Annotated in this window: 33 protein-coding genes and 1 pseudogene; 16 read left to right on the top strand and 18 right to left on the bottom strand. The window is 39.4% G+C overall.

The window, feature by feature from the left end; all coding sequences use genetic code 11:
• The 3 genes from K6J66_RS08115 to K6J66_RS08105 are packed head-to-tail and all read right to left on the bottom strand — an operon-like array spanning position 1 to position 1,414.
• On the bottom strand, positions 1-825 hold the full coding sequence (locus tag K6J66_RS08115; protein WP_105877137.1) for a class I SAM-dependent methyltransferase: 825 nt from the start codon (positions 823-825) through the stop codon (positions 1-3).
• On the bottom strand, positions 822-1,181 hold the full coding sequence (locus tag K6J66_RS08110; RefSeq protein ID WP_048946982.1) for a hypothetical protein: 360 nt from the start codon (positions 1,179-1,181) through the stop codon (positions 822-824). The genes K6J66_RS08115 and K6J66_RS08110 overlap by 4 nt, the downstream gene beginning before the upstream one ends.
• Entirely contained in the window at positions 1,178-1,414 is a 237-nt protein-coding gene (locus tag K6J66_RS08105; RefSeq protein ID WP_110442501.1) for a hypothetical protein, read from the bottom strand. The genes K6J66_RS08110 and K6J66_RS08105 overlap by 4 nt, the downstream gene beginning before the upstream one ends.
• A 320-nt stretch (positions 1,415-1,734) precedes the next feature.
• Here K6J66_RS08105 and K6J66_RS08100 point away from each other — a divergent pair, with 320 nt between their 5' ends.
• Entirely contained in the window at positions 1,735-1,914 is a 180-nt protein-coding gene (locus K6J66_RS08100; RefSeq protein ID WP_005652248.1) for a hypothetical protein, read from the top strand.
• Between the two features lie 61 nt (positions 1,915-1,975).
• Here K6J66_RS08100 and K6J66_RS08095 read toward each other — a convergent pair whose 3' ends face one another.
• From K6J66_RS08095 to K6J66_RS08055, 9 genes are all read right to left on the bottom strand, one after another.
• Positions 1,976-2,410 (bottom strand): single-stranded DNA-binding protein, encoded by a 435-nt coding sequence (locus K6J66_RS08095; protein ID WP_110442500.1) that lies wholly within the window; start codon positions 2,408-2,410, stop codon positions 1,976-1,978.
• A complete protein-coding gene (locus tag K6J66_RS08090) occupies positions 2,410-3,060 on the bottom strand; it encodes a translocation protein TolB precursor (RefSeq protein WP_110442499.1) in 651 nt (216 codons plus the stop codon). The genes K6J66_RS08095 and K6J66_RS08090 overlap by 1 nt, the downstream gene beginning before the upstream one ends.
• Complete coding sequence (locus K6J66_RS08085; protein WP_110442498.1) at positions 3,035-3,955, bottom strand: recombinase RecT; 921 nt, start codon at positions 3,953-3,955, stop codon at positions 3,035-3,037. The genes K6J66_RS08090 and K6J66_RS08085 overlap by 26 nt, the downstream gene beginning before the upstream one ends.
• A gap of 12 nt (positions 3,956-3,967) precedes the next feature.
• Positions 3,968-4,261: a hypothetical protein gene (locus K6J66_RS08080; protein WP_110442497.1), complete on the bottom strand. Its 294-nt coding sequence runs from the start codon at positions 4,259-4,261 to the stop codon at positions 3,968-3,970.
• Complete coding sequence (locus K6J66_RS08075; RefSeq protein WP_110442496.1) at positions 4,258-4,605, bottom strand: hypothetical protein; 348 nt, start codon at positions 4,603-4,605, stop codon at positions 4,258-4,260. Before K6J66_RS08075 ends, K6J66_RS08080 begins: the two co-directional genes overlap by 4 nt.
• 50 nt (positions 4,606-4,655) lie before the next feature.
• Positions 4,656-5,681, bottom strand: coding sequence for a P22AR C-terminal domain-containing protein (locus K6J66_RS08070; protein WP_042600457.1), 1,026 nt, complete (start codon positions 5,679-5,681; stop codon positions 4,656-4,658).
• On the bottom strand, positions 5,671-5,922 hold the full coding sequence (locus tag K6J66_RS08065) for a hypothetical protein (protein ID WP_110442495.1): 252 nt from the start codon (positions 5,920-5,922) through the stop codon (positions 5,671-5,673). Before K6J66_RS08065 ends, K6J66_RS08070 begins: the two co-directional genes overlap by 11 nt.
• 131 nt (positions 5,923-6,053) lie before the next feature.
• Complete coding sequence (locus K6J66_RS08060; RefSeq protein ID WP_005668691.1) at positions 6,054-6,212, bottom strand: hypothetical protein; 159 nt, start codon at positions 6,210-6,212, stop codon at positions 6,054-6,056.
• A 326-nt stretch (positions 6,213-6,538) separates the two neighbouring features.
• Positions 6,539-6,760 carry a hypothetical protein gene (locus K6J66_RS08055; RefSeq protein ID WP_005688815.1) on the bottom strand — a complete coding sequence of 74 codons (222 nt, stop codon included), beginning with the start codon at positions 6,758-6,760 and terminating at the stop codon, positions 6,539-6,541.
• Positions 6,761-6,774: 14 nt separating this feature from the next.
• Here K6J66_RS08055 and K6J66_RS09685 point away from each other — a divergent pair.
• Positions 6,775-6,846 (top strand): annotated as a pseudogene (locus tag K6J66_RS09685) (DUF1508 domain-containing protein); the annotation flags it as partial.
• Positions 6,847-6,897: 51 nt separating this feature from the next.
• Here K6J66_RS09685 and K6J66_RS08045 read toward each other — a convergent pair.
• Both K6J66_RS08045 and K6J66_RS08040 read right to left on the bottom strand, forming a co-directional pair.
• Positions 6,898-7,209, bottom strand: coding sequence for a hypothetical protein (locus K6J66_RS08045; RefSeq protein WP_005668736.1), 312 nt, complete (start codon positions 7,207-7,209; stop codon positions 6,898-6,900).
• A gap of 385 nt (positions 7,210-7,594) precedes the next feature.
• Positions 7,595-7,780, bottom strand: a complete 186-nt coding sequence (locus tag K6J66_RS08040; RefSeq protein WP_005651099.1) for a hypothetical protein — start codon at positions 7,778-7,780, stop codon at positions 7,595-7,597.
• A 305-nt stretch (positions 7,781-8,085) separates the two neighbouring features.
• Between K6J66_RS08040 and K6J66_RS08035 the strand changes: the two genes are divergently transcribed.
• Entirely contained in the window at positions 8,086-8,256 is a 171-nt protein-coding gene (locus tag K6J66_RS08035) for a hypothetical protein (RefSeq protein WP_005651308.1), read from the top strand.
• 35 nt (positions 8,257-8,291) lie between these two features.
• Here the strand turns inward: K6J66_RS08035 and K6J66_RS08030 are convergent, their stop codons facing one another.
• Both K6J66_RS08030 and K6J66_RS08025 read right to left on the bottom strand, forming a co-directional pair.
• Positions 8,292-9,188, bottom strand: a complete 897-nt coding sequence (locus tag K6J66_RS08030) for a hypothetical protein (protein WP_005651307.1) — start codon at positions 9,186-9,188, stop codon at positions 8,292-8,294.
• Between the two features lie 147 nt (positions 9,189-9,335).
• Positions 9,336-10,091 carry a S24 family peptidase gene (locus K6J66_RS08025; RefSeq protein WP_005668731.1) on the bottom strand — a complete coding sequence of 252 codons (756 nt, stop codon included), beginning with the start codon at positions 10,089-10,091 and terminating at the stop codon, positions 9,336-9,338.
• Between the two features lie 121 nt (positions 10,092-10,212).
• On the opposite strand from K6J66_RS08025, the gene K6J66_RS08020 reads away from it, so the two are divergent.
• The 7 genes from K6J66_RS08020 to K6J66_RS07990 are packed head-to-tail and all read left to right on the top strand — an operon-like array spanning position 10,213 to position 14,110.
• Positions 10,213-10,416, top strand: coding sequence for a transcriptional regulator (locus tag K6J66_RS08020; RefSeq protein ID WP_005651305.1), 204 nt, complete (start codon positions 10,213-10,215; stop codon positions 10,414-10,416).
• A 48-nt stretch (positions 10,417-10,464) separates the two neighbouring features.
• The gene (locus K6J66_RS08015; protein ID WP_005651303.1) at positions 10,465-10,905 is read left to right on the top strand and encodes a YmfL family putative regulatory protein; all 441 of its coding nucleotides are present in this window, start codon (positions 10,465-10,467) and stop codon (positions 10,903-10,905) included.
• Between the two features lie 48 nt (positions 10,906-10,953).
• Complete coding sequence (locus K6J66_RS08010; RefSeq protein WP_011272606.1) at positions 10,954-11,628, top strand: phage antirepressor KilAC domain-containing protein; 675 nt, start codon at positions 10,954-10,956, stop codon at positions 11,626-11,628.
• Positions 11,625-12,383, top strand: coding sequence for a helix-turn-helix domain-containing protein (locus K6J66_RS08005; protein ID WP_110442494.1), 759 nt, complete (start codon positions 11,625-11,627; stop codon positions 12,381-12,383). Before K6J66_RS08010 ends, K6J66_RS08005 begins: the two co-directional genes overlap by 4 nt.
• On the top strand, positions 12,368-13,009 hold the full coding sequence (locus tag K6J66_RS08000) for a replication protein P (protein WP_110442493.1): 642 nt from the start codon (positions 12,368-12,370) through the stop codon (positions 13,007-13,009). The genes K6J66_RS08005 and K6J66_RS08000 overlap by 16 nt, the downstream gene beginning before the upstream one ends.
• Positions 13,006-13,596: a DNA N-6-adenine-methyltransferase gene (locus K6J66_RS07995; RefSeq protein ID WP_110442492.1), complete on the top strand. Its 591-nt coding sequence runs from the start codon at positions 13,006-13,008 to the stop codon at positions 13,594-13,596. Before K6J66_RS08000 ends, K6J66_RS07995 begins: the two co-directional genes overlap by 4 nt.
• A 4-nt stretch (positions 13,597-13,600) precedes the next feature.
• Positions 13,601-14,110, top strand: coding sequence for a DUF1367 family protein (locus tag K6J66_RS07990; RefSeq protein ID WP_110442491.1), 510 nt, complete (start codon positions 13,601-13,603; stop codon positions 14,108-14,110).
• Here K6J66_RS07990 and K6J66_RS07985 read toward each other — a convergent pair whose 3' ends face one another.
• Positions 14,111-14,539, bottom strand: a complete 429-nt coding sequence (locus tag K6J66_RS07985; RefSeq protein WP_005692602.1) for a type II toxin-antitoxin system HicB family antitoxin — start codon at positions 14,537-14,539, stop codon at positions 14,111-14,113.
• Between the two features lie 30 nt (positions 14,540-14,569).
• Entirely contained in the window at positions 14,570-14,755 is a 186-nt protein-coding gene (locus tag K6J66_RS07980) for a type II toxin-antitoxin system HicA family toxin (RefSeq protein WP_005643265.1), read from the bottom strand.
• A gap of 155 nt (positions 14,756-14,910) precedes the next feature.
• Between K6J66_RS07980 and K6J66_RS07975 the strand changes: the two genes are divergently transcribed.
• The 6 genes from K6J66_RS07975 (at position 14,911) to lysC (ending at position 17,481) form a co-directional block, all read left to right on the top strand.
• Positions 14,911-15,456, top strand: a complete 546-nt coding sequence (locus tag K6J66_RS07975; RefSeq protein WP_005668550.1) for a recombination protein NinG — start codon at positions 14,911-14,913, stop codon at positions 15,454-15,456.
• Positions 15,457-15,966 (top strand): antiterminator Q family protein, encoded by a 510-nt coding sequence (locus tag K6J66_RS07970; RefSeq protein WP_105872415.1) that lies wholly within the window; start codon positions 15,457-15,459, stop codon positions 15,964-15,966.
• Between the two features lie 239 nt (positions 15,967-16,205).
• Complete coding sequence (locus tag K6J66_RS07965; protein WP_005688862.1) at positions 16,206-16,457, top strand: phage holin family protein; 252 nt, start codon at positions 16,206-16,208, stop codon at positions 16,455-16,457.
• A complete protein-coding gene (locus K6J66_RS07960; protein ID WP_110442490.1) occupies positions 16,438-16,980 on the top strand; it encodes a lysozyme in 543 nt (180 codons plus the stop codon). The genes K6J66_RS07965 and K6J66_RS07960 overlap by 20 nt, the downstream gene beginning before the upstream one ends.
• Positions 16,953-17,288 carry a DUF2570 family protein gene (locus tag K6J66_RS07955; protein WP_110442489.1) on the top strand — a complete coding sequence of 112 codons (336 nt, stop codon included), beginning with the start codon at positions 16,953-16,955 and terminating at the stop codon, positions 17,286-17,288. Before K6J66_RS07960 ends, K6J66_RS07955 begins: the two co-directional genes overlap by 28 nt.
• A complete protein-coding gene (gene lysC, locus K6J66_RS07950; RefSeq protein WP_110442488.1) occupies positions 17,200-17,481 on the top strand; it encodes an Rz1-like lysis system protein LysC in 282 nt (93 codons plus the stop codon). Before K6J66_RS07955 ends, lysC begins: the two co-directional genes overlap by 89 nt.
• Positions 17,482-17,487 lie beyond the last annotated feature (6 nt).

Raw genomic sequence — 17,487 nt, 5'->3', positions numbered from 1 at the left:
CTAAAACAAAAGGCGCTCACTTGGAACGTCTATTGGGTTTGTTAAATATTGATTTACTGCCTTATAAATATCTATGATTAAATCTAGTGGGATGTTCGATCGCTCGTTATATGATTTTGAAAAATCCTGAAATCCCATAACTGGAGGCAATTTATTGTTGCTCTTTAGTCTTAGGTTGATATTACTTTTAAAGCGGGTTGGTTTACGCAGTGGATAACCATAGCAATGGTAATGTGCCAGATTGTCAAACGGTATAGTAAAATTCAAAATATCGTTAATATAATGCCAAATCTTACTGCTTGCTGGATTTTCTATTACATAAACTTTAGGCTTATATCGTTTGATAATTTCTATTGTGTTATAGATACAAAGCTCACCATTAATGCGGTTTAGGAAAGAGCGGTCATACTTAAATTGCACATGAGGTAGATCATAATCTGCTCGTCCACGCACGGTAAATTTAGACAATTCACGATTTACTGCACCAGTTTCCTGTTTCCAACTTGCATTACCTCCCCACATCGCACTAGCTACTGACCAACTCTCACAAGGTGGACTAGCTATAATCAAATCAGGTTTAGGCAGTTTATCAAGCTCATCAAATAGCTTGTTATCGCCAAACATACGACCATAATCAGCCAGATTAAGATTGATAAAGTGATTATTTTTACACTCAATATCCATGCCGATAGGGTATATTTTGACTGACTGACTGACTGACTGACTGACTGACTGACTGACTGACTGACTGACTGACTGATTAAATAGCTCCGCACCTTGCGTGTAGCAACCATTACCACTGTCAAATAAAGCCCATACAATCATCTTTCCCTCTGTTTTAAATCAATTACTGGCAACACAGGCACAAGTGGTTTTGCTGTTGTGCCAGTTGTTGATGTACTACTGCGGTTTTCATTTATCCAGTCGGCTAATTCACTCCAAGCAGCTAAATCTTTCTTAAAGAATTCATCATTGCGTAGATGATGATATTCTTTGATAAAAAATTTCACTTCGCCCTTAATTTTTTCTCTTGTATGGCTATCTAGCACCGCCCAATACTCTTTAACATCGTGGATGCAGATTAAAACAGGCGTTCCGTTATCGTGTAGGCTGTCTCTAACATAACGGTGTATTAATGTTTGGAATTTATGTAAGGGGATTTTGATGTTAATTTCATTCATTTTCGCCCTCCTTTTTTCTTATGGTGTTTAAAGTGCGGTCGATTTTCACGGAGTTTTAAATTGTCTTGTCGGATTTGTTCCACTTTAATTCTTAGGCGGTAATTATCGCTTTCAAGCTCTTTAATACGTCTTGATTTAGCAAGATTTTCATTGCCTAATTTTTCAAAATGATATTTATTATTTTCGATTTCCTCTTTGAGGATTTTTCTAGCGAGGGATTTTAGTAGGTTCATTGTTTTTCCTGATAATAAAAAAGCCCGCCTAAGCGAGCTGGGTTGAGGGCGATAAAAAAGCCACTGTAAAATACAATGGCTTTCTTAGATAATACTTGATTTAATCGGTATACCGATTTATAATAATCTCACTTTCAAGGGGATGCTTGAAAGTGAGCGTGTGGCTTAATCCCACGTTACGAAGAAGGAAAATAAAATGTTAGTTCGCATTTTCCTTATCGTTGTCTTACTACTAATTAGCTTTCCTGCTTATTAATAGGTAACGATAATCTGGGGGAAGTACCAGTTCCCCCAGTTCTTCAAAATTATGGGCTATAAAGATGAAATTGTCAATCAACGAAATTAAAGCGCGTTCAGATGAAAAACGCGGTGTAAAATCGAAATCTTACAAGTTGCCATTAGCAACCATCGCTGAAATTGAACAACTCAGTAAACAACACGACATTCCACAAAACCAACTGATTATTCAGGCGGTTGAATTGTGGAAGCAATCTCGTTAAATGAAGCCGCCTATTTAGCGGCTTTGATTTCTTCAGAGGGTTATACAAGCTATCTTTCCCTCTAAAACGGAATATCATCATTAAACCCATCTTGTTCTGCTGCTGCGTTTAATGGGTCAGGTTTTTCTTTGTCTTTGCTTGGCTGTTGTGTTTCACTGCTTGCCTTACTGTCTAGCATTTCAAAGGATTGTGTTGCTACTTTAAGTGCGGTGCGGTTATTGCCGTTTTGGTCTTGCCAGCTTTCCTGTACTAGTTTTCCTGTTACGCAGATTTTTGAGCCTTTTTGCAGATATTGTCTTGCTACATCAGCAGAATTGCCATGCACCACAATAGGTATCCAATGCGTACGTTTAACTGTATTGCCTTGTCTATCTCGGTAATCATCGCTGATAGCAAGATTAAATGTGGCAATTTGCCCGCCATTTTGGAATTGGCGGATTTCTGGGTCACTGCCTAAATAACCGACTAATATCACGGTATTGGTATTACGTGCCATTAGCGCATCTCCTGTATAAGTTGTTGATAATATTCTTGAGCAATTTCTACTCGTTCTTTGATTTTCTCGATGACTTTCTCATCACGTTTAATTGTGACCGTCGTGATACGCTTTTCTTGGGGGATTTGCTCAACCAAGTCAATGTATCTGTTTGGATCGTCATAGCTTGATAATTGGTCGTAAGGGGTAGGGAGGAGGACAAAATCAATTTGCGCCTCACTACAATCCCATAGCCACATATAGCCTTGCATTTGTGCGTCATACCCAGCTTTTTTCGCTTTTTCTTCCGCCTCATCAGCAAAAAAAGGGTGTGAACCAATATCCCAAGAACATTTAGTGTCTATGATTAATCTTCGGCTTGGCACATAAATATCGCACTCGCCTGTAATCCAATCGTTTTCGCGTCTTTCCGTGTTCTTTTTAAGTGGCAAGCCACGTTTACGGCCGCTTAATTTAATGGCTTGTTCTTCCAGTGCGATGCCTTTCTCGGTGTATTTATTCCCCTCAAAATCTTGATAGCCAAACAGGTCATATTTCACTATCTTTCTCACCGCACTTTTAGCGGTAGCAGATATTCCGTTACCGCTTTTAGGTTTTGCCATTAAATCAGCCAAGCCAGAGCATCTAGCTTTCAGCTTGTACATTTCCATTCTCAATCGCCTCCAACTCCGCAATCTGCTCTTGGCTAAATTCATACGCCCCACTATCACAAAGTTCTTGTAGGGTGGTTTCGCCGTTAGCAATGCTTTGTTTGCATTGTTCGAATGTGGCTTCATCAACAACCGCTAAAAATTCCGCCTCTTGAATATTGTCGGTGTAGTTGAATTCTTGATTTTCTACATCTTTCACAACGGCTTGGTCGGCTAATACGGCTTGTTGCATTTCAACAGAGAGCGGGGCTTGTTTTGATAGCAATAACTTAGTTACAGTTTTTAATGCCATTGCCTCGAAGTTATCGTGCCATACACCATAGCCTTTTTTAAATGTTTGGCTGTAGCGTTGAGCGTGTTTGACGATGTCATCGTGACTCATATAGAGTTCAGCCGAAAAATCGTTTACCAGTCTAAAATAGGCGTAATAGCCGATTGGGTTTTCGTTTTGCTCGGGTTCTTGCTCCCAGTCGAACTCAAAACCATTGATGAAATCTTTTTTGATAAGTTGCTTTTTGTACACAGGCAATGCGACTAAGCGTTTAAATTGACCACTACGTTGTGCCAGTTGGATAAAACCTTTATAACCAATTTGGAATTGTGCTTCGGTTTTCTTTTCTTTGTTGTTTCTGAAAGGGACGATGTAGGCAAAGCCTAAGCCATTTTGTAGTGGCAAATTCAGTGTAGCCGCCATACAAGCTGCGTTAAAAATACTCATTGGGTCTGCTGTTTTAAGCATTGCATTGCTATTGGCAATTTGCATAACACTTGTTGCAAAGGTTGCCGCATTTTTGCCAACAAGTTCCTTAATCTTATTTTGCACATTCGCACTTTCAAAAAATGTTTTAAGTGCAGGCGTCTGTTTATTTTGTTGATGTTGGACTTGGTTTGTCATCTCGCCCCTCCATTAATCTGGGTCATAATCATTCATTCTGTCGTGCAATTCACGCTCAGCGATTTTCTTAATCGCCTCTTGTCTATAAGGCTCATAACTTGCACCGCTACCAATAGCAAGCCAGAAATTATCGTTATCACACAACATTTCTGTGAGTTCGTGATAATGCGTTTGGTCGCCTTGTTGTAAATCATTGTCGATTTCCGTGGCGACTTCATCTAAGGCGATTTCATAGCCTGCTTGCCAATCCACTTTACGTTGGTAAGCGGCATCGAGTTGAGCGTAGTAATCAGCGTAAGGTTTCATTGTTTTGCTCCTAAAGTGCGGTTAATTTCTGCTTGTTTTTGTGCGGTGTAATCCTGCAGTTCTTTTTCTGTTGCCAGTGTAAGATTGGGCGGTAAACATACGCCGTTTTCATATATGCCCCCTTTCAGTTCACACTGTGTTTCTGCTTGGATTTGTTGGCTTAATTCGTTATCGTGCCAATCGGTGGGGTGGGCATTGGCGTGTAGGCTAATTCCGCCTACAATCAGGGCAATAATCAAGGCGGCGAGAAAATAGCAGATTCTGTTTAGCCATTTTTCACTGCCATTCATAAAGTGCGTGAAGCTTTGTTTTTCTTGGAAGAATGCGGATTTTGAGCGTTTCATTTTGGGTTTCCTTGAATTTTGGGTAAAAAAATACCGCACTGAGTGCGGCGTTAGATTTCGAAAAATTCCATTTTCTTTGGGTTAAAATGGCGTATGCGTTTTAGTATGCGCCAATTTGTCATTTGATCAAATTTAAAACCACTTGTAATTCGTTCAATGATTTTATGCATATCACGAATTGTGGTGCGATATTCATAGGCTTGGTCATAAATTGACGGCGCATAACTTGAGCCTATTTTTTCCATTGCCGGATAGAGTGCTTGGAAGGTTTCCATATTACGCATAAGCACAAACCACGCCCACGCCATTGTTTGCAATTCGTGTTCGGTAAATTCAAACGTAAATGTTGTCGGTTCCTGCGTGGCAATATTGGGGGATTGATTTTCTTCCATATCTTTCTCTTTTTTACGTTGATTTATGCCTTCTTTGAGTTTTACAAAGGCGGAAAAGGTGGGTTTAATTTCATCATTGAGTTGGTGATACTGTAATTTCTTTCGCCAAGCCATTTCAACGCGTGAAATTAATTCGAGATTTTCAAGGGTGCAATTTCTTGAATTGCCGTCTTTGTAATCAATAATATGTCCACGCGGAATTTTTCTACCGGCTTTGCGCCAGAGATAATGCGATTTCCGTTCATAACGTTTAATGCTTGCTTTTATTAACCAACATTTTGCATTTTCACAATATCGCTCAAAGCCAATCGGTTTTAAATTTTCACCTTTCTCAAATCGACCGCTTCGTCCGGTTAGCCATTGTCTCTTCACGCGCAAAACCTTTAACGCGTGTGGATTAAATGGTTTATTGAAATAAACTTCCATTTTTTGAGCCAAGATTCTTTCATTTAACGTGCAATTCGCTTTAATGAACGCAAGTTCTTCTTTGCTGTAACGATTGGCATGCTTAAGGCTTGGAATATTGTGTTTCTTTTTTAATTTATAGAAAACATTACGATTTATTAATAAATCAAACTGTTGCTGAAACAATTTAATTAGATCAGATGGCTTTTTATCCCAATGTAAGCGAATAAACGCAATATGTTCATCGGTGAATTTAAATCGTTCCGCATTAGAGGTCATCGCCTTGCGCCTTAGATATTCTTAGAAAATCAGGGGATTCTCTTTCAATTTGACGATTTTCAAACAATGTCATTGCTTTAAGCGAAATCGCATTGCTTGCGATAATATTTGCCGCAATGCCTGATACGGAATTGGCACGTTTAATTTCTCGATTAAGTTCTTCATCGGTTAAGTCTTCATCAAGCAGTTTTTCTAACTGGGAAAATAAATGATTGTTTAAGTCTGTGATTTTATTTTTCATTTTAAATACTCTTAAAAAACCGCCCTTTCGAGCTGTAACTGGAGTAGTGCAATCAGTCTATGCTGATTTTGTTGAGATGTTATCAAAACGCTTTGAAGCATTAGATGATAGCGTATCACTTCCTCATATTCTCAATGCTTATAAGAATCAATCAGATAAATAGCATCACAAATTGATTTGGCTAGTTTATCTGGGGGAAAATTAGTATTTTTTGCTGCACTTTCTAATACAGCCTGTTTGATTAGTTCTTTATCGTTATCAGATAGGCTGTTTTCTTGTTTTTCTTCCATTTTTAACCTCGTTTGTTTTATTGTTACCATTTCAAAACACACTTCATCTATCATTCGCAACGGTTTCACGTGCCGTTGTGTCTCTGTACTAGCAAATGTGTTTTGAAATATCCACATTGGGATATTCGCCTGCTTGAGCTCCACTTTCGGCAACTGCACCGTTTTTCACTGGCTTTGCATGGGCAGACTTTAAAACTCACTCTTCACTAAGTAGGTTAGGGCTTTCAATCTAACGACCGCTTAGCACCGTTGGGCTTCCGTCTGCGCTTCCGCCGAGTGAGTTTCTTTAACCAAATTGTTTAAAATTTGTGATGAAAGTCACTGACTTACATAAACTTTTTAGCTATTCTTGTAATCAACCTTGATACTTTCGATAGCGGATTTTCAGGAATGTAAACTGAAAGGTGAATCTCGCCGTCAACAGTACCTTGGGACATTGCTTTTAGCTTTTCTTCCGCTTCTTCGAATGAATGGGCGTAAACATCTGTCGCCCACCTTTTGCCGTCGAAGTAATAAGAAATCGCATAGCGTTTCATTTCATCTTGCATAAGGAATTACCTATATGTATTTTCAAATATTTAAAGGTGTAAATAATCAGTGGTATTGGCGACTAAAAGCCGCTAATCACGAAATTTTTGTCTAGAATAGGGTGGCTTTTTTTATGCTTGTAAGGCTCAAGCCGAGGCTATCGTATTAATTCTCTTACCCCTAGTCTGCGCTTCTGCATTGCGTGCACGGTGTTTGTGCCAGCAGGTTTACCTTTGTAGTGGTGGTAGTTGGCGATGTCGATAAGTTGTTCTTTTTGGCGGTTGGCTGCAAATTTAATTGCGCGGTCCACCGTACTTTCTTTTTCTACCATTTTTTCAAACGCGGCATTAATGCGACGTTGTTTATCGAACATTCTTTCTAATCTGCCCGCTTTACCACGTTGTAAAATTTCGCCTTTTTCGGTGAATTTGCGTGAACCTGCATCACGCTTTACGATGATAGTTGCCATAGTTGGCTCCTTGTTTGTGTACCATTTTTAACCGCGCTTTAATGTGATAATGCGCTTAATCTGTCAGATTCCGCAACGCTGTCGCCGTCAAATCGATTTCGGCTGCATTAAGAGAAAAGTGCGGTTAAAAATGGCGTTATCTTGATTGCCTCAGCCCCACGCGTTCAAGTTACACATTATTCCCAATGTTGATGTTGGTTCGTGGGTGATTCGATTTGTTAAAGAGCAATTAAAATTTTTATTCAAGACCTTCTCAAAGGGCTTAGTAAAAACTTTAGGCGATAAACTTAAGTGACTGTTCTTATTTTTCTTCTTCTTTTATTAAATCCCACTGCCGTCTCTGCTTATCTCTCGGCTTACGCCTGCTATTGCGGTGGGTACATTTTTAAATATGTGCTACAACTTGTTTTGCCTCTACTTCAACTTCATCCATAATCAGATTTCTGAAATCTTCATTAGTCATAAACAAATCTGCTAAGGCTTCTAAGGCTTTTCCTGTTTTCTCTGCGTAACGCTCTAACACTTCGGTAATGAAAAAGGCTTTTAATTCTGCTGGGCTATTAATGTTCATGTTGGGTTCCTTATGGGTGTTTTGTTTTGATGTGTGTAGTTTAGTAAAGGCTAAACAATTTGTAAATGGTTTATTTAGTAAAAATTGAATAAATTTATATAAAATTTAGTATTTAGTTGATTTTTAAAGAAATAAATTTTCAAGAAATGTGCTTGATTGCTTGTTTTTTAATCAATTACAAGTAAAGTTTGAGTTTTTAGGTGTGTTTTTGAGATTTTTGCGATGCCGATCGCAAGTTTTGGTAGCGATAATTGGTTTAAATTGAGATTGGTTTATTATGCCTCTGCCGATAAGGAGTGCGAATTATGAAAGAAAAATTTAAAAAATGGCTAATCTCTTTGGATTGTGAGGGGATTAATGGTTTAGGGATTGATGAGATAGTGTCGCGCCTAGATGATGAGTTGAGAGTGGTGCACGCTAATGAGCAGGAGAGGATTGTGCTAGAGGAGTTGATCGCAGCGTTTAACGAGCAATAAAAAACCGCCAGTTAGGCGGTTTTGGCAGAGTTAAATTATTTTGTGTGAATAGCTTTAAGCTCAATATGTCTGTAGTCTGTTTTGTCGCCTTTTTGTGTCGAATAAAGAACAACATCGGCTTTGACGGACTCTTGCTTGGATAATACGGTTAAATCCATTGTGGTCGGTATATCAATACGCACCCGCTTAGTAAAGATACCATCAATAAAACCATACCAGCCTTTATCGTAGCTATCGCGGTCGGAAGCTCTGATATTTAGCGTAATATCTTTTAGATCAACGCTTTTTTCTTCGCTTTGTGCAACATATTCTGTCGGGGTTTGTTCTACAAGTTCCGTCGGGATTGTTACATTATTGTCGCTAAATGAAATTGAGGTGCTACCGTTCTCTTGTTTTGCTGGGTTTATAAATCCTATAGCGCTTTTCGCAAGTGTTTTTTTGTTTACTGGGCTTTTTTCGATCATGGTTTTAAATTCATCGGCAGGCACGCCAACGGCACCTGCGCTGCTCACAATTACGTTATTATAACTGCCAGACACGTTAACATTAATATTTTTCGCAGAATCGGTTGTAACATAATGCCACACCCCAAAAGCCGCTATGCCAGCTAACACCGCTCCGAATACACCTACTTTCATTTTGTTCTTATTAACGAATTTATTTATTTGTTGATCTACATCATCTTTGTTTTCGTTGTAGTATTTTACTTCTGCATGGATTGTTTCAATCATGCTGCCTTCTCTTACTTCGGACACTTTAAGATCAATGCTTTTAACCTTAACGCCCAAGAGATCGGATAACGCACCCTTGGTTTGTTTAGTCAATTCCTCCAAAGATTCAAGTGACTTTATCAAGTCCTTTATGCGTATTCCACCTGTTGTATTGTACTTAATTTGTTCTTCGATTGTAAAAGATAAAATTCCTTCACTCATTTAATATCCTTAGGCGTGATTTCGCCAACTGTTAGCAAAAAATCCATCTTTTCATTTAGGTGCTCCATGCGCTCGAGGATTAGTTTGTTTTTCTCGCTCTTGTTTTATTCTTTGTGCTACCGCGCGCATGCTTGCCCCTTTGACCTTTTATAACGTTGCAACATCAATATGGATTGTCTTGATAAACCGACCAACAAATTTTGCAGTTTGGCAGATCTCGTCTGTTATATCTTGTGGATCATAGTCCTTGTTGTCTGAGAGCAATCTATACCCGCCACCAACAAGTTTTTGTATGCGTTTGATAAATAGTGCACCATCTATCGCAAAAGCATAAACGCCGTCTCCGTTGTAATAATCAATATTGGTATCCAAAAACACCCAATCACCCTTACGGATTGTTGGCTCCATACTATCTGTTGGCACGTTGACAATCTTAATGCCGACGGCAGACTTACGACCGATGATCTGCAATAACCCCTCATCAGACAAAAATAGACTTGATACTATTTCGGGGTAGTCCGAGTTTTCAAATCCGGTCAGCCCCGCCGCCGCTCTAACGTCCAAGTAATCTATTCGGTGTTTGTAATTTCCGTCTAGTTCTGATTGCGCTATTAACTGGCCGCCATGTGTAATTTTATTAGCGGTCGTAATTGATACTGTACCGCCGCTAAATTTAGTGTTACTCAAATCAGTGTTGGCTATGCTTGGGTTGTCTAAAAACAAATCAGGGATACCATGATCACGCTCTAATCGTCTAGCGGCTTTCTCGCCAAAAGATTCCGTTTTGCCGCTTATTAACTGCGAAATAAAGCTCTTATCTTTCTCCGGTAGCTGTTTGTCGGAAAACCATATTTTAAGGTTTGCCCGTCTTATTTCCGCCATTTGCGATCTTATTTGTTTCATACGCCCTCCGTTTTTTTGATTTTATTTAGCATTAACTAAATAAGCAAAAACTAAATATTCTTGACAAAATACTAAATAAAAACTAAACTCACTTTAGTTTTTACTAAATGGTGGGATTTATATGAGTTTAAAAGCATATTTTTCCGATAAACCTCGTGGATTTCAGGCTGATTTCGCAAGAAAAATTGGTATTGCTCCATCATTTCTTTCGCAAATCATTTCTGGCAAATCAAAAGCACCTCCAAGCGTGGCGGTTGCAATTGAAAAAGCCACGAAAAGACAAGTTAAAAAATCTGAAATCCTACCTGATGTTTACGGAATTTAATTTAACAAGACCAACGGAAAAGAAAACCATAAAAATAAGGCAAAAATTATGGCAATGAAGAAAGTCATTATGGAAATGATTGAAAAGATACCTGGCGGCAAAAGTGCGGTTGCAGGGTTTCTCGGATTTTCGGAGGCGGAATTAAACAATCGTCTTTATCAAACAAAGGGACAGCGATTCAAAAATGAAGAATTAATTGCGATTCAGCAAGAATATGGCTGCACGCAATTTATTGATGAACTATGCCGTTTGGCTGGTGGGCGTTTTGTACCTGATGTAGCAGAGAATGAATTAGACAAGGTTGAGCTTGCTAATTTACAACTGCACGAGCTTTCCGCACGAGGCTTGTTATTTGCTGCATTAGAAACAGCGTTAGAAGACGGCGAAATCACTTCGAAAGAAGAAGACAAAATACGTCAAGCATTGAGTAAACATTTGGCAGCGACGCAACATTCGATTGAATGTGCGATTGTGTTACACAAGAAATAAAAAAAGCCACGAGGAGATTTCGTGGCTAATTCATTAAGGAATATACAGATGAATCAATTATTAACGATTTCGAAAGAAAACACAAGCACTTTGACGATGAGTAGTCGTGAAATTGCGGAATTAATCAATAAAAACCACAGCGATCTGTGTCGTTCAATCGAAAGACTTATCGCAAAAGAGGTGATTTGGGGGTATCAGCCAATGGCTTACACCCATCCACAGAACGGTCAGACTTATTATGAGTACCATCTAACCAAACGAGATAGTTTAATTGTTGTTGCTCAGAATTGTCCTGAATTTACTGCGGCAATTGTCGATCGCTGGCAAGCGTTGGAAAATCAACAAAAACCAACCGCACTTATTCCGCAATCTTTTTCTGAGGCGTTGATGTTAGCCGCTCAGTTACAAGCAGAAAAAGAGCGTAATGCGCCTAAAGTCGCTTTTGTTGATCACTATGTGGAAGTAGGGACGAGTAAATCATTTCGTGAGACGGCGAAGATTTTAAAAATGCCTGAGCGTGCATTAGTCAATCGCTTGGTGGAAGATAAATATTTGTATCGTCAATCTGGCGTGCTTTTGCCTTATCAATCGGCACGCACCAAAGATCTTTTTACGGTTAAAACAGGTACCGCTGAACACGGTCACAATTACACACAGACACGTGTAACAAGCAAAGGCATTGAATTTATTGCGTCACGTTATGCTTCGGAGTTGATGTTATGAGTATGCGATTAATGGTTCAAGCAATGAATTGTAAGGTTGGTAATCCTGCTAGAAAACTTGTGCTTTTAAAACTGGCTGATAATGCCAATGATGATGGAATTTGTTTCCCAAGTTATCAATACATTGCCGATAAATGCGAGATGACCCGACGTAGTGCAATCAATCACATTGAATATTTAATCAAAATGGGATTAGTAAGCAAAAAAGAACGTAAAAATAAAGATGGTTCCATCTCAAATTTATACTTTTTACACCTTGAACAAGGTAGTGAAAATTTTGCACTGGGTAGTGAAAATATTTCACTAGGTAGTGAAAATTTTGCACTAGGGGGTAGTGAAAATATTTCACCCAGAACCAGTCACTCTTTAGAACCAGTCAATGAACCTAAAAAAACTACGCAAAAAAGCGAAGCCGAAATGTTGCTTGAGCAGTTCGGTATTACCGGACAACTGGCGAAAGATTTTATCGCACACCGCAAAGCCAAAAAGGGCGTCATTAATCAAACGCAACTCAACCGTCTGCAAAAACAGGCGGACAAGGCTGGGATTTCGATTTGTGAAGCGGTGGAGATTTGCATCGAACGCAACTGGCAGGGATTTAACGCATCTTGGGATTGGCGTGATGAGAAACTGCGACCAAATTCACCGCACTTAGGGCAATCACACCCCAATAAACCCAAATTTGACGATACGCAGACAGGCTGGTCTGCAGGAATGAATTTCACAGTGGACGGTACGCAATGGAAAATTCCATAACACAAGACCAAATTAACACGCTCCCGCCAGAACGTGCACAGCGTGCGGAAGAGACGATTAACTGGCTCTTTCAAGAGCTTAAATCGATTTTTCCTGGTTGGCGTGCAGCCTTTGAAACCGAAGCGGATTATCTTTCTGCTAAAAAAACTTGGTTGCGTGTATTGGTACGAGAAAAAATTACGAGACCTCAGTTGGAGAACGGGCTTTATGAAGCAGAAAACTCTCTTGATAAATTTTTACCTAGCGTAGGGTTGTTTGTGTTTTGGTGCAAAGCCTATGACTACCACGAATTGGGCTTACCGAATGAAGCGGAATTATACCAACGTTATCAAACTTTCTTAGGCTATGCCAAATTCAATCGGGATGAATTTCAATATCGTTCAAAAGTGGAATTTTGGTTGCTTAAAAATCTGTACGAAAAGTGCAAGAAAAAATCGGAAGAGGACACGTTGAAAGCTATTCCGAAATTACTCACAGAAGCGGTAGAAAAAGTGCAGTCGAATTTTCCTTTTGAGGATGTTCCGAAAATGATTCCAGCAAAACCAAGTTTTTACGATAAAGCGAAGGCTGATAAAGCTCGAGATAGCTTGATGACAATGATGAAAGGGAAAGGGGCATTGCAATGACAGGACAACAATTTGATAAAGATACATGGCAAACACCGTGCTATGTATTTGAATGGCTATCTCAACGTTTCGGCTGGTTCGATCTTGATGGTTGCGCTACAGCCAACAACGCCTTGACATGTCACTATATCGGCGAGCCTAACTCAGATAATGATGAGCATCAATCAATCGCAGATGACTTTCTAATGCCGATTGATCAAATGTTAGATGTATTGTTGGATGAAGTCGCAGAACGTTTTTCGGCTCCGTTAAGAATCTATGTGAATCCACCTTATTCCAACGTTACACCATATCTACAACGTGCGAAAGAATTATGTGATGCTGGTTATTTAGTCGTGATGTTACTCAACAATGATAAATCTACTCAATGGTATCAAAACCATATTCAAGGCGTGGCAAATGAAGTGATTGATATTACAGGTGGTCGAATTGCATTTATCAACCCTGTAACAGGAAAAGAAATCAAGGGGAATAGCAAAGGGCAAATGGTCGTAGTCTTTGATCCAACAATGGAAGACTTTGTCACACGTTCAATTAGCCTTGATTTTATTAAAAAGGTTAGTGGGTATATCCGCATGGAGAAATAGGTTAATGGCTTGTAGTGTTGATGATATTAAAAAAGCACACGGGAAACGAACTGAAGGGCGGTTAAAAATTCAGATGATTAAGTTACAAGGCGGTGTGCTTGCGCCACTTGATGAACTGGAATCAGAAGAATTGAAATCATTAAAAAATGGCGAGCAGTATGAAATTGAAATCATCCGTACACGCAATCCCGCTTTCCATCGTAAGGTGTTCGCCTTTTTTAAATTCTGTTTTAACCATTGGGCTGCAGATAAAACAGAATGGGCTCACTTTGATGAGCGCAAGCAATTTGACACCTTTCGTAAACATCTAACGGTATTGGCGGGATTTTACGAATCTACATACAACATTAAAGGGGATTTGCGGATTGAGGCGCAATCCTTGAGTTATGGGAATATGGAGCAAGCAGAGTTTGAAAGCTGTTACAAAGCGTTAATTAGTGCAGCAATCAAGCATATTTTTAACGATACAACCGATGAAAATACGTTAAATCAGTTGTATGCGTTTTTTGGGTAATTATTGCCGTAGCTCTTTTTGTGAGGCAATCGCTAAAAAGTGGCTGCGGTCTTTGTAGATTGGATTGCTTGCAACACGGCTATCAATACGTTTGATAAGGTATTCAGGCAAGCTGATATTAATACGGTGGCGTTTGCCTTGATATGCGGAAATATCTACATCAAGCAACAACCAAGTATCGCAATAGTTGAAATCTTCTTGCGTTTGGTAGTGACGATAGCCTTTATCTTGAAGTTCGTTGATGTCTATTCCGTCTTCAAACATCATTTCTAAGATGGAATGAATGGCATCAGTCACCTGCGTTGGGATTTCCTCAAGGGTATCAGCGGCACTAAAGCAGGAATATTCTTCAGTAAATAATGCTGGCACCGTAATGCCGTAGGCTTCATTTTCGTTTGTTGGGGTTTCAATGCCGATAGTGAATAACATAGTCGCTCCTTGTGGGTTAGCTCGGCAGAGCTATAGAAGCCCTGCCGATTTTTTGATGGATCTTAATGTGCCGATGGGTACGTGTTGTTTTGGATGCGGTACGGGGAACGTCTTCCCTGTGATGGGCGATTGCCAGATTTGATGATCGCCTTTACCGTGCCTGACAAAAGTACAACCTGCACTTTTAAGTTCCTTGATTAAGTCGCTGGATCGCATGCTTCCTCCTTGTCGTCTTAATCACGATAAATTATACACAAGCATACACACAAGTAAAGGATGAAAATGAAATTAAATGATGACGAGATTTTAGAGTTAAAAATCGTACTTTTTATTGTGGCAGTTTGGGTAATGTTTAATATGGTGTTTGGCTAATGGCTAAAGAGTATAAATGCAAAGTTTGTGCCCAACCGTTTGTAAAAACCTTTAGCTCAACTCAAAAAGTTTGCTCACCTGAATGTGCGATTAAATTAGCCCGAGATAATGCACAAAAAGCGCAAGAACGAGCGGAAAAGAAAAAACAAAGGGAACGTAAGGATAAATTAAAAAGTCGCTCAGAATGGTTAAAAGAGGCTCAATCGGTCTTTAATAAATTTATCCGTTTACGAGATAAAGACCAGCCTTGTATCAGTTGCGGTCGGCATCATCAAGGGCAATACCATGCTGGACATTATCGGAGCGTTGGGGCGTGCCCTGAATTAAGATTTTGTGAGCTCAACGTACATAAGCAATGCGCCCCCTGTAATGACCATAAGAGCGGAAACATCATCGAATATCGAATAAATCTCGTCAATAAAATCGGTGCGGATAAGGTAGCTTGGTTAGAACGGCAAGACCACGAACCGAAAAAATACACCATTGAAGATTGCAAGGCGATTATTAAGTATTACAAGACAAAAATTAAAGAGCTAGAGGAATAAATGCGTAAATTTAGCGAATTATCAGAACTAACGATTGAACAAGAAGAATTTGTTGACCGTTATATGTATCAATGGGGTGCTTGGGTGCGCAGCGGTAGGCTTGATAAACCGCAATTAAATATTATTGCAAAACTAATGCAATCAGTCATTCCTGCAGAGCCAAATGAACCAATTTGCGATGACTCAACAGGAATGATGATTAGCGAAGTTATTGAGAGATTTTTCCTTAAAAACGACCGCACTTTACACTATATCGTATTTTCCTATTATGTTAATAAAAGCACTATTAATCATATAGCGGTTAAACTCCGTGAAAACTGCGGAGAGATAAAAATGCAGCCGTGTGCAGGCAAGCCAGATATTCGCATTCCAAGCCTTAAAACGATGATACGGAATGTTGAAAAAGAGCTAAAATTAGCGAAGGCAATAATTCACGAACTTCTTGTAACTGGGTTTGTTATTCTGCGAACTGGACGACAAAATGCAAGAAATATCAAAATTACTTATTGACAAACCTTGTCATCTTGTCCTATCATTTAGATGTAAGGTGGTCGTTGTGTAAGTAATGTTCACCGAATAAATTTTACAGCCCTGATCGGAAACGGTCGGGGCTTTTTGTTTACAGTAATAGCTCCTTACCTTGTTAGACTTTATTGCGCGAGAAATCGCACGGGGTAAGGCCATCTATCACAAGCTCACGTTAATACGTGGGCTTTTTTATCAGCCCTGTAAATGGGTGGAGTGTAAAAATGTTAAAAGATGCAGGAAGCCAAAGTATTTTTTGGTCTGGCTTTGGTGCGTTCTGGGCAATGTATTCATTTCAAGAATGGCTGGCTATTATGGGGCTTGTTATAGGTTTAATAAGTGGTCTCGTGAATATGTATGCTAAATGCCAAGAAGGGAAAGTTAGAAAAAATGAAGAACGGCGTGCAGAAGAAATACACCGTGTGAAAATGAAACGATTGTCTTTAGGATTTGATGATGATTTTGACAAAAACTAGGAAAGCTCTTGGTGTTTGTTCTGTGATTACGGTAATGGGATTAATGTATGCTCAGTTCGGTAACGAGCTAAGATTAAGTCCTGTAGGTGCTGAAATTATTGGGAATGCCGAGGGTTGCAGACGTGATCCGTATCAATGCCCTGCGGATGTTTTGACCGTTGGAATTGGTTCAACTGAATATGGTGGTAAGAAAATCAATCCAAAATACCGTTACACAGATTTGGAAATTGCCGAACGTTGGAAGAATGATATTGTGATTGCTGAACGATGTGTGAATAAATATGGTAATGGCGAGATGTTACCGCAATCGGTATTTGATTCTGCGGTGTCAATCACTTTTAATGTGGGTTGTGGGGCAGTAAGCAAATCTACGATGTTTAAATATCTTCGAGCAAAACAATATGAAAAGGCTTGTGGCGAATTTCCTAGATGGGTGTATGCCAGTGGTAAAAAATTAGCAGGTTTGGTGGTTCGCCGAGAAAAAGAGAAAGCATTATGTTTAGCCGATTTGAAACTGCCATAAAATTGACCGCACTTTGTTTGATTTTGGGCTTGTGCGGTTGGACTTGGTTTCAATCTCAGAAGATAAGTAGTTTAAAAGCCGAGAACCAAGCTCAAGCCCAAACTATTCAGCAACAAGAAAATGCTAATAAATCATTGAGCCTTGCGTTACAACAAGAGCGTGATGCCGTTATTGCTCAACAAGAGCGTAATGATGAAATAGAAAGGATAGCAACAGAAAATGCTGAATCAGTTAAAACAATCATTAAGACTCAACCTTGCGCTCACACTCGTTTGCCTCAGTCTGTTCTTGACCGCTTGTACAAATAAAGTCACGACTAAAGCAGAATATATTTATCCGCCTCAAGCCTATACCGCACCTTGTGTTAAAACAGCATTTACTGGTGAGACATACGGTGATGTAGTCATACAGCTTGTTAAGGTAACAGCAGAGCGAGATAAGTGCGCAAGCCAGGTAGATAATCTCAATAAGTGGATTAACCAAACCAAGACCGCCAATTAAAGTGCG

The sequence above is a fragment of the Haemophilus influenzae genome (assembly GCF_019703545.1).
In the GTDB taxonomy this organism is placed as follows: domain Bacteria; phylum Pseudomonadota; class Gammaproteobacteria; order Enterobacterales; family Pasteurellaceae; genus Haemophilus; species Haemophilus influenzae_E.
Note: the sequence above shows the minus strand (reverse complement) of the source record. Positions and strands in the feature narration are given on the sequence as shown.

Excerpts from the sequence above, each read along its gene's own strand:
- K6J66_RS08015 (WP_005651303.1), top strand. The coding sequence starts at position 10,465 with ATGGCAATGAAGAAAGTCATTATGGAAATGATTGAAAAGATACCTGGC.
- K6J66_RS07960 (WP_110442490.1), top strand. The coding sequence starts at position 16,438 with ATGATTTTGACAAAAACTAGGAAAGCTCTTGGTGTTTGTTCTGTGATT.
- K6J66_RS08000 (WP_110442493.1), top strand. The coding sequence starts at position 12,368 with ATGGAAAATTCCATAACACAAGACCAAATTAACACGCTCCCGCCAGAA.
- K6J66_RS08020 (WP_005651305.1), top strand. The coding sequence starts at position 10,213 with ATGAGTTTAAAAGCATATTTTTCCGATAAACCTCGTGGATTTCAGGCT.
- K6J66_RS08055 (WP_005688815.1), bottom strand. The coding sequence starts at position 6,760 with ATGCAAGATGAAATGAAACGCTATGCGATTTCTTATTACTTCGACGGC.
- K6J66_RS08085 (WP_110442498.1), bottom strand. The coding sequence starts at position 3,955 with ATGACAAACCAAGTCCAACATCAACAAAATAAACAGACGCCTGCACTT.
- K6J66_RS08030 (WP_005651307.1), bottom strand. The coding sequence starts at position 9,188 with ATGAGTGAAGGAATTTTATCTTTTACAATCGAAGAACAAATTAAGTAC.
- K6J66_RS08040 (WP_005651099.1), bottom strand. The coding sequence starts at position 7,780 with ATGAACATTAATAGCCCAGCAGAATTAAAAGCCTTTTTCATTACCGAA.
- K6J66_RS07995 (WP_110442492.1), top strand. The coding sequence starts at position 13,006 with ATGACAGGACAACAATTTGATAAAGATACATGGCAAACACCGTGCTAT.
- K6J66_RS07990 (WP_110442491.1), top strand. The coding sequence starts at position 13,601 with ATGGCTTGTAGTGTTGATGATATTAAAAAAGCACACGGGAAACGAACT.
- K6J66_RS08070 (WP_042600457.1), bottom strand. The coding sequence starts at position 5,681 with ATGACCTCTAATGCGGAACGATTTAAATTCACCGATGAACATATTGCG.
- K6J66_RS08005 (WP_110442494.1), top strand. The coding sequence starts at position 11,625 with ATGAGTATGCGATTAATGGTTCAAGCAATGAATTGTAAGGTTGGTAAT.
- K6J66_RS08110 (WP_048946982.1), bottom strand. The coding sequence starts at position 1,181 with ATGAATGAAATTAACATCAAAATCCCCTTACATAAATTCCAAACATTA.
- K6J66_RS07955 (WP_110442489.1), top strand. The coding sequence starts at position 16,953 with ATGTTTAGCCGATTTGAAACTGCCATAAAATTGACCGCACTTTGTTTG.
- K6J66_RS08115 (WP_105877137.1), bottom strand. The coding sequence starts at position 825 with ATGATTGTATGGGCTTTATTTGACAGTGGTAATGGTTGCTACACGCAA.
- K6J66_RS07970 (WP_105872415.1), top strand. The coding sequence starts at position 15,457 with ATGCGTAAATTTAGCGAATTATCAGAACTAACGATTGAACAAGAAGAA.
- K6J66_RS07985 (WP_005692602.1), bottom strand. The coding sequence starts at position 14,539 with ATGTTATTCACTATCGGCATTGAAACCCCAACAAACGAAAATGAAGCC.
- K6J66_RS08065 (WP_110442495.1), bottom strand. The coding sequence starts at position 5,922 with ATGAAAAATAAAATCACAGACTTAAACAATCATTTATTTTCCCAGTTA.
- K6J66_RS08010 (WP_011272606.1), top strand. The coding sequence starts at position 10,954 with ATGAATCAATTATTAACGATTTCGAAAGAAAACACAAGCACTTTGACG.
- K6J66_RS08035 (WP_005651308.1), top strand. The coding sequence starts at position 8,086 with ATGAAAGAAAAATTTAAAAAATGGCTAATCTCTTTGGATTGTGAGGGG.
- K6J66_RS08060 (WP_005668691.1), bottom strand. The coding sequence starts at position 6,212 with ATGGAAGAAAAACAAGAAAACAGCCTATCTGATAACGATAAAGAACTA.
- K6J66_RS08025 (WP_005668731.1), bottom strand. The coding sequence starts at position 10,091 with ATGAAACAAATAAGATCGCAAATGGCGGAAATAAGACGGGCAAACCTT.
- K6J66_RS07980 (WP_005643265.1), bottom strand. The coding sequence starts at position 14,755 with ATGCGATCCAGCGACTTAATCAAGGAACTTAAAAGTGCAGGTTGTACT.
- K6J66_RS07965 (WP_005688862.1), top strand. The coding sequence starts at position 16,206 with ATGTTAAAAGATGCAGGAAGCCAAAGTATTTTTTGGTCTGGCTTTGGT.
- K6J66_RS08100 (WP_005652248.1), top strand. The coding sequence starts at position 1,735 with ATGAAATTGTCAATCAACGAAATTAAAGCGCGTTCAGATGAAAAACGC.
- K6J66_RS08075 (WP_110442496.1), bottom strand. The coding sequence starts at position 4,605 with ATGAAACGCTCAAAATCCGCATTCTTCCAAGAAAAACAAAGCTTCACG.
- K6J66_RS08105 (WP_110442501.1), bottom strand. The coding sequence starts at position 1,414 with ATGAACCTACTAAAATCCCTCGCTAGAAAAATCCTCAAAGAGGAAATC.
- K6J66_RS08045 (WP_005668736.1), bottom strand. The coding sequence starts at position 7,209 with ATGGCAACTATCATCGTAAAGCGTGATGCAGGTTCACGCAAATTCACC.
- K6J66_RS08080 (WP_110442497.1), bottom strand. The coding sequence starts at position 4,261 with ATGAAACCTTACGCTGATTACTACGCTCAACTCGATGCCGCTTACCAA.
- K6J66_RS08090 (WP_110442499.1), bottom strand. The coding sequence starts at position 3,060 with ATGGAAATGTACAAGCTGAAAGCTAGATGCTCTGGCTTGGCTGATTTA.
- K6J66_RS07975 (WP_005668550.1), top strand. The coding sequence starts at position 14,911 with ATGGCTAAAGAGTATAAATGCAAAGTTTGTGCCCAACCGTTTGTAAAA.
- lysC (WP_110442488.1), top strand. The coding sequence starts at position 17,200 with ATGCTGAATCAGTTAAAACAATCATTAAGACTCAACCTTGCGCTCACA.
- K6J66_RS08095 (WP_110442500.1), bottom strand. The coding sequence starts at position 2,410 with ATGGCACGTAATACCAATACCGTGATATTAGTCGGTTATTTAGGCAGT.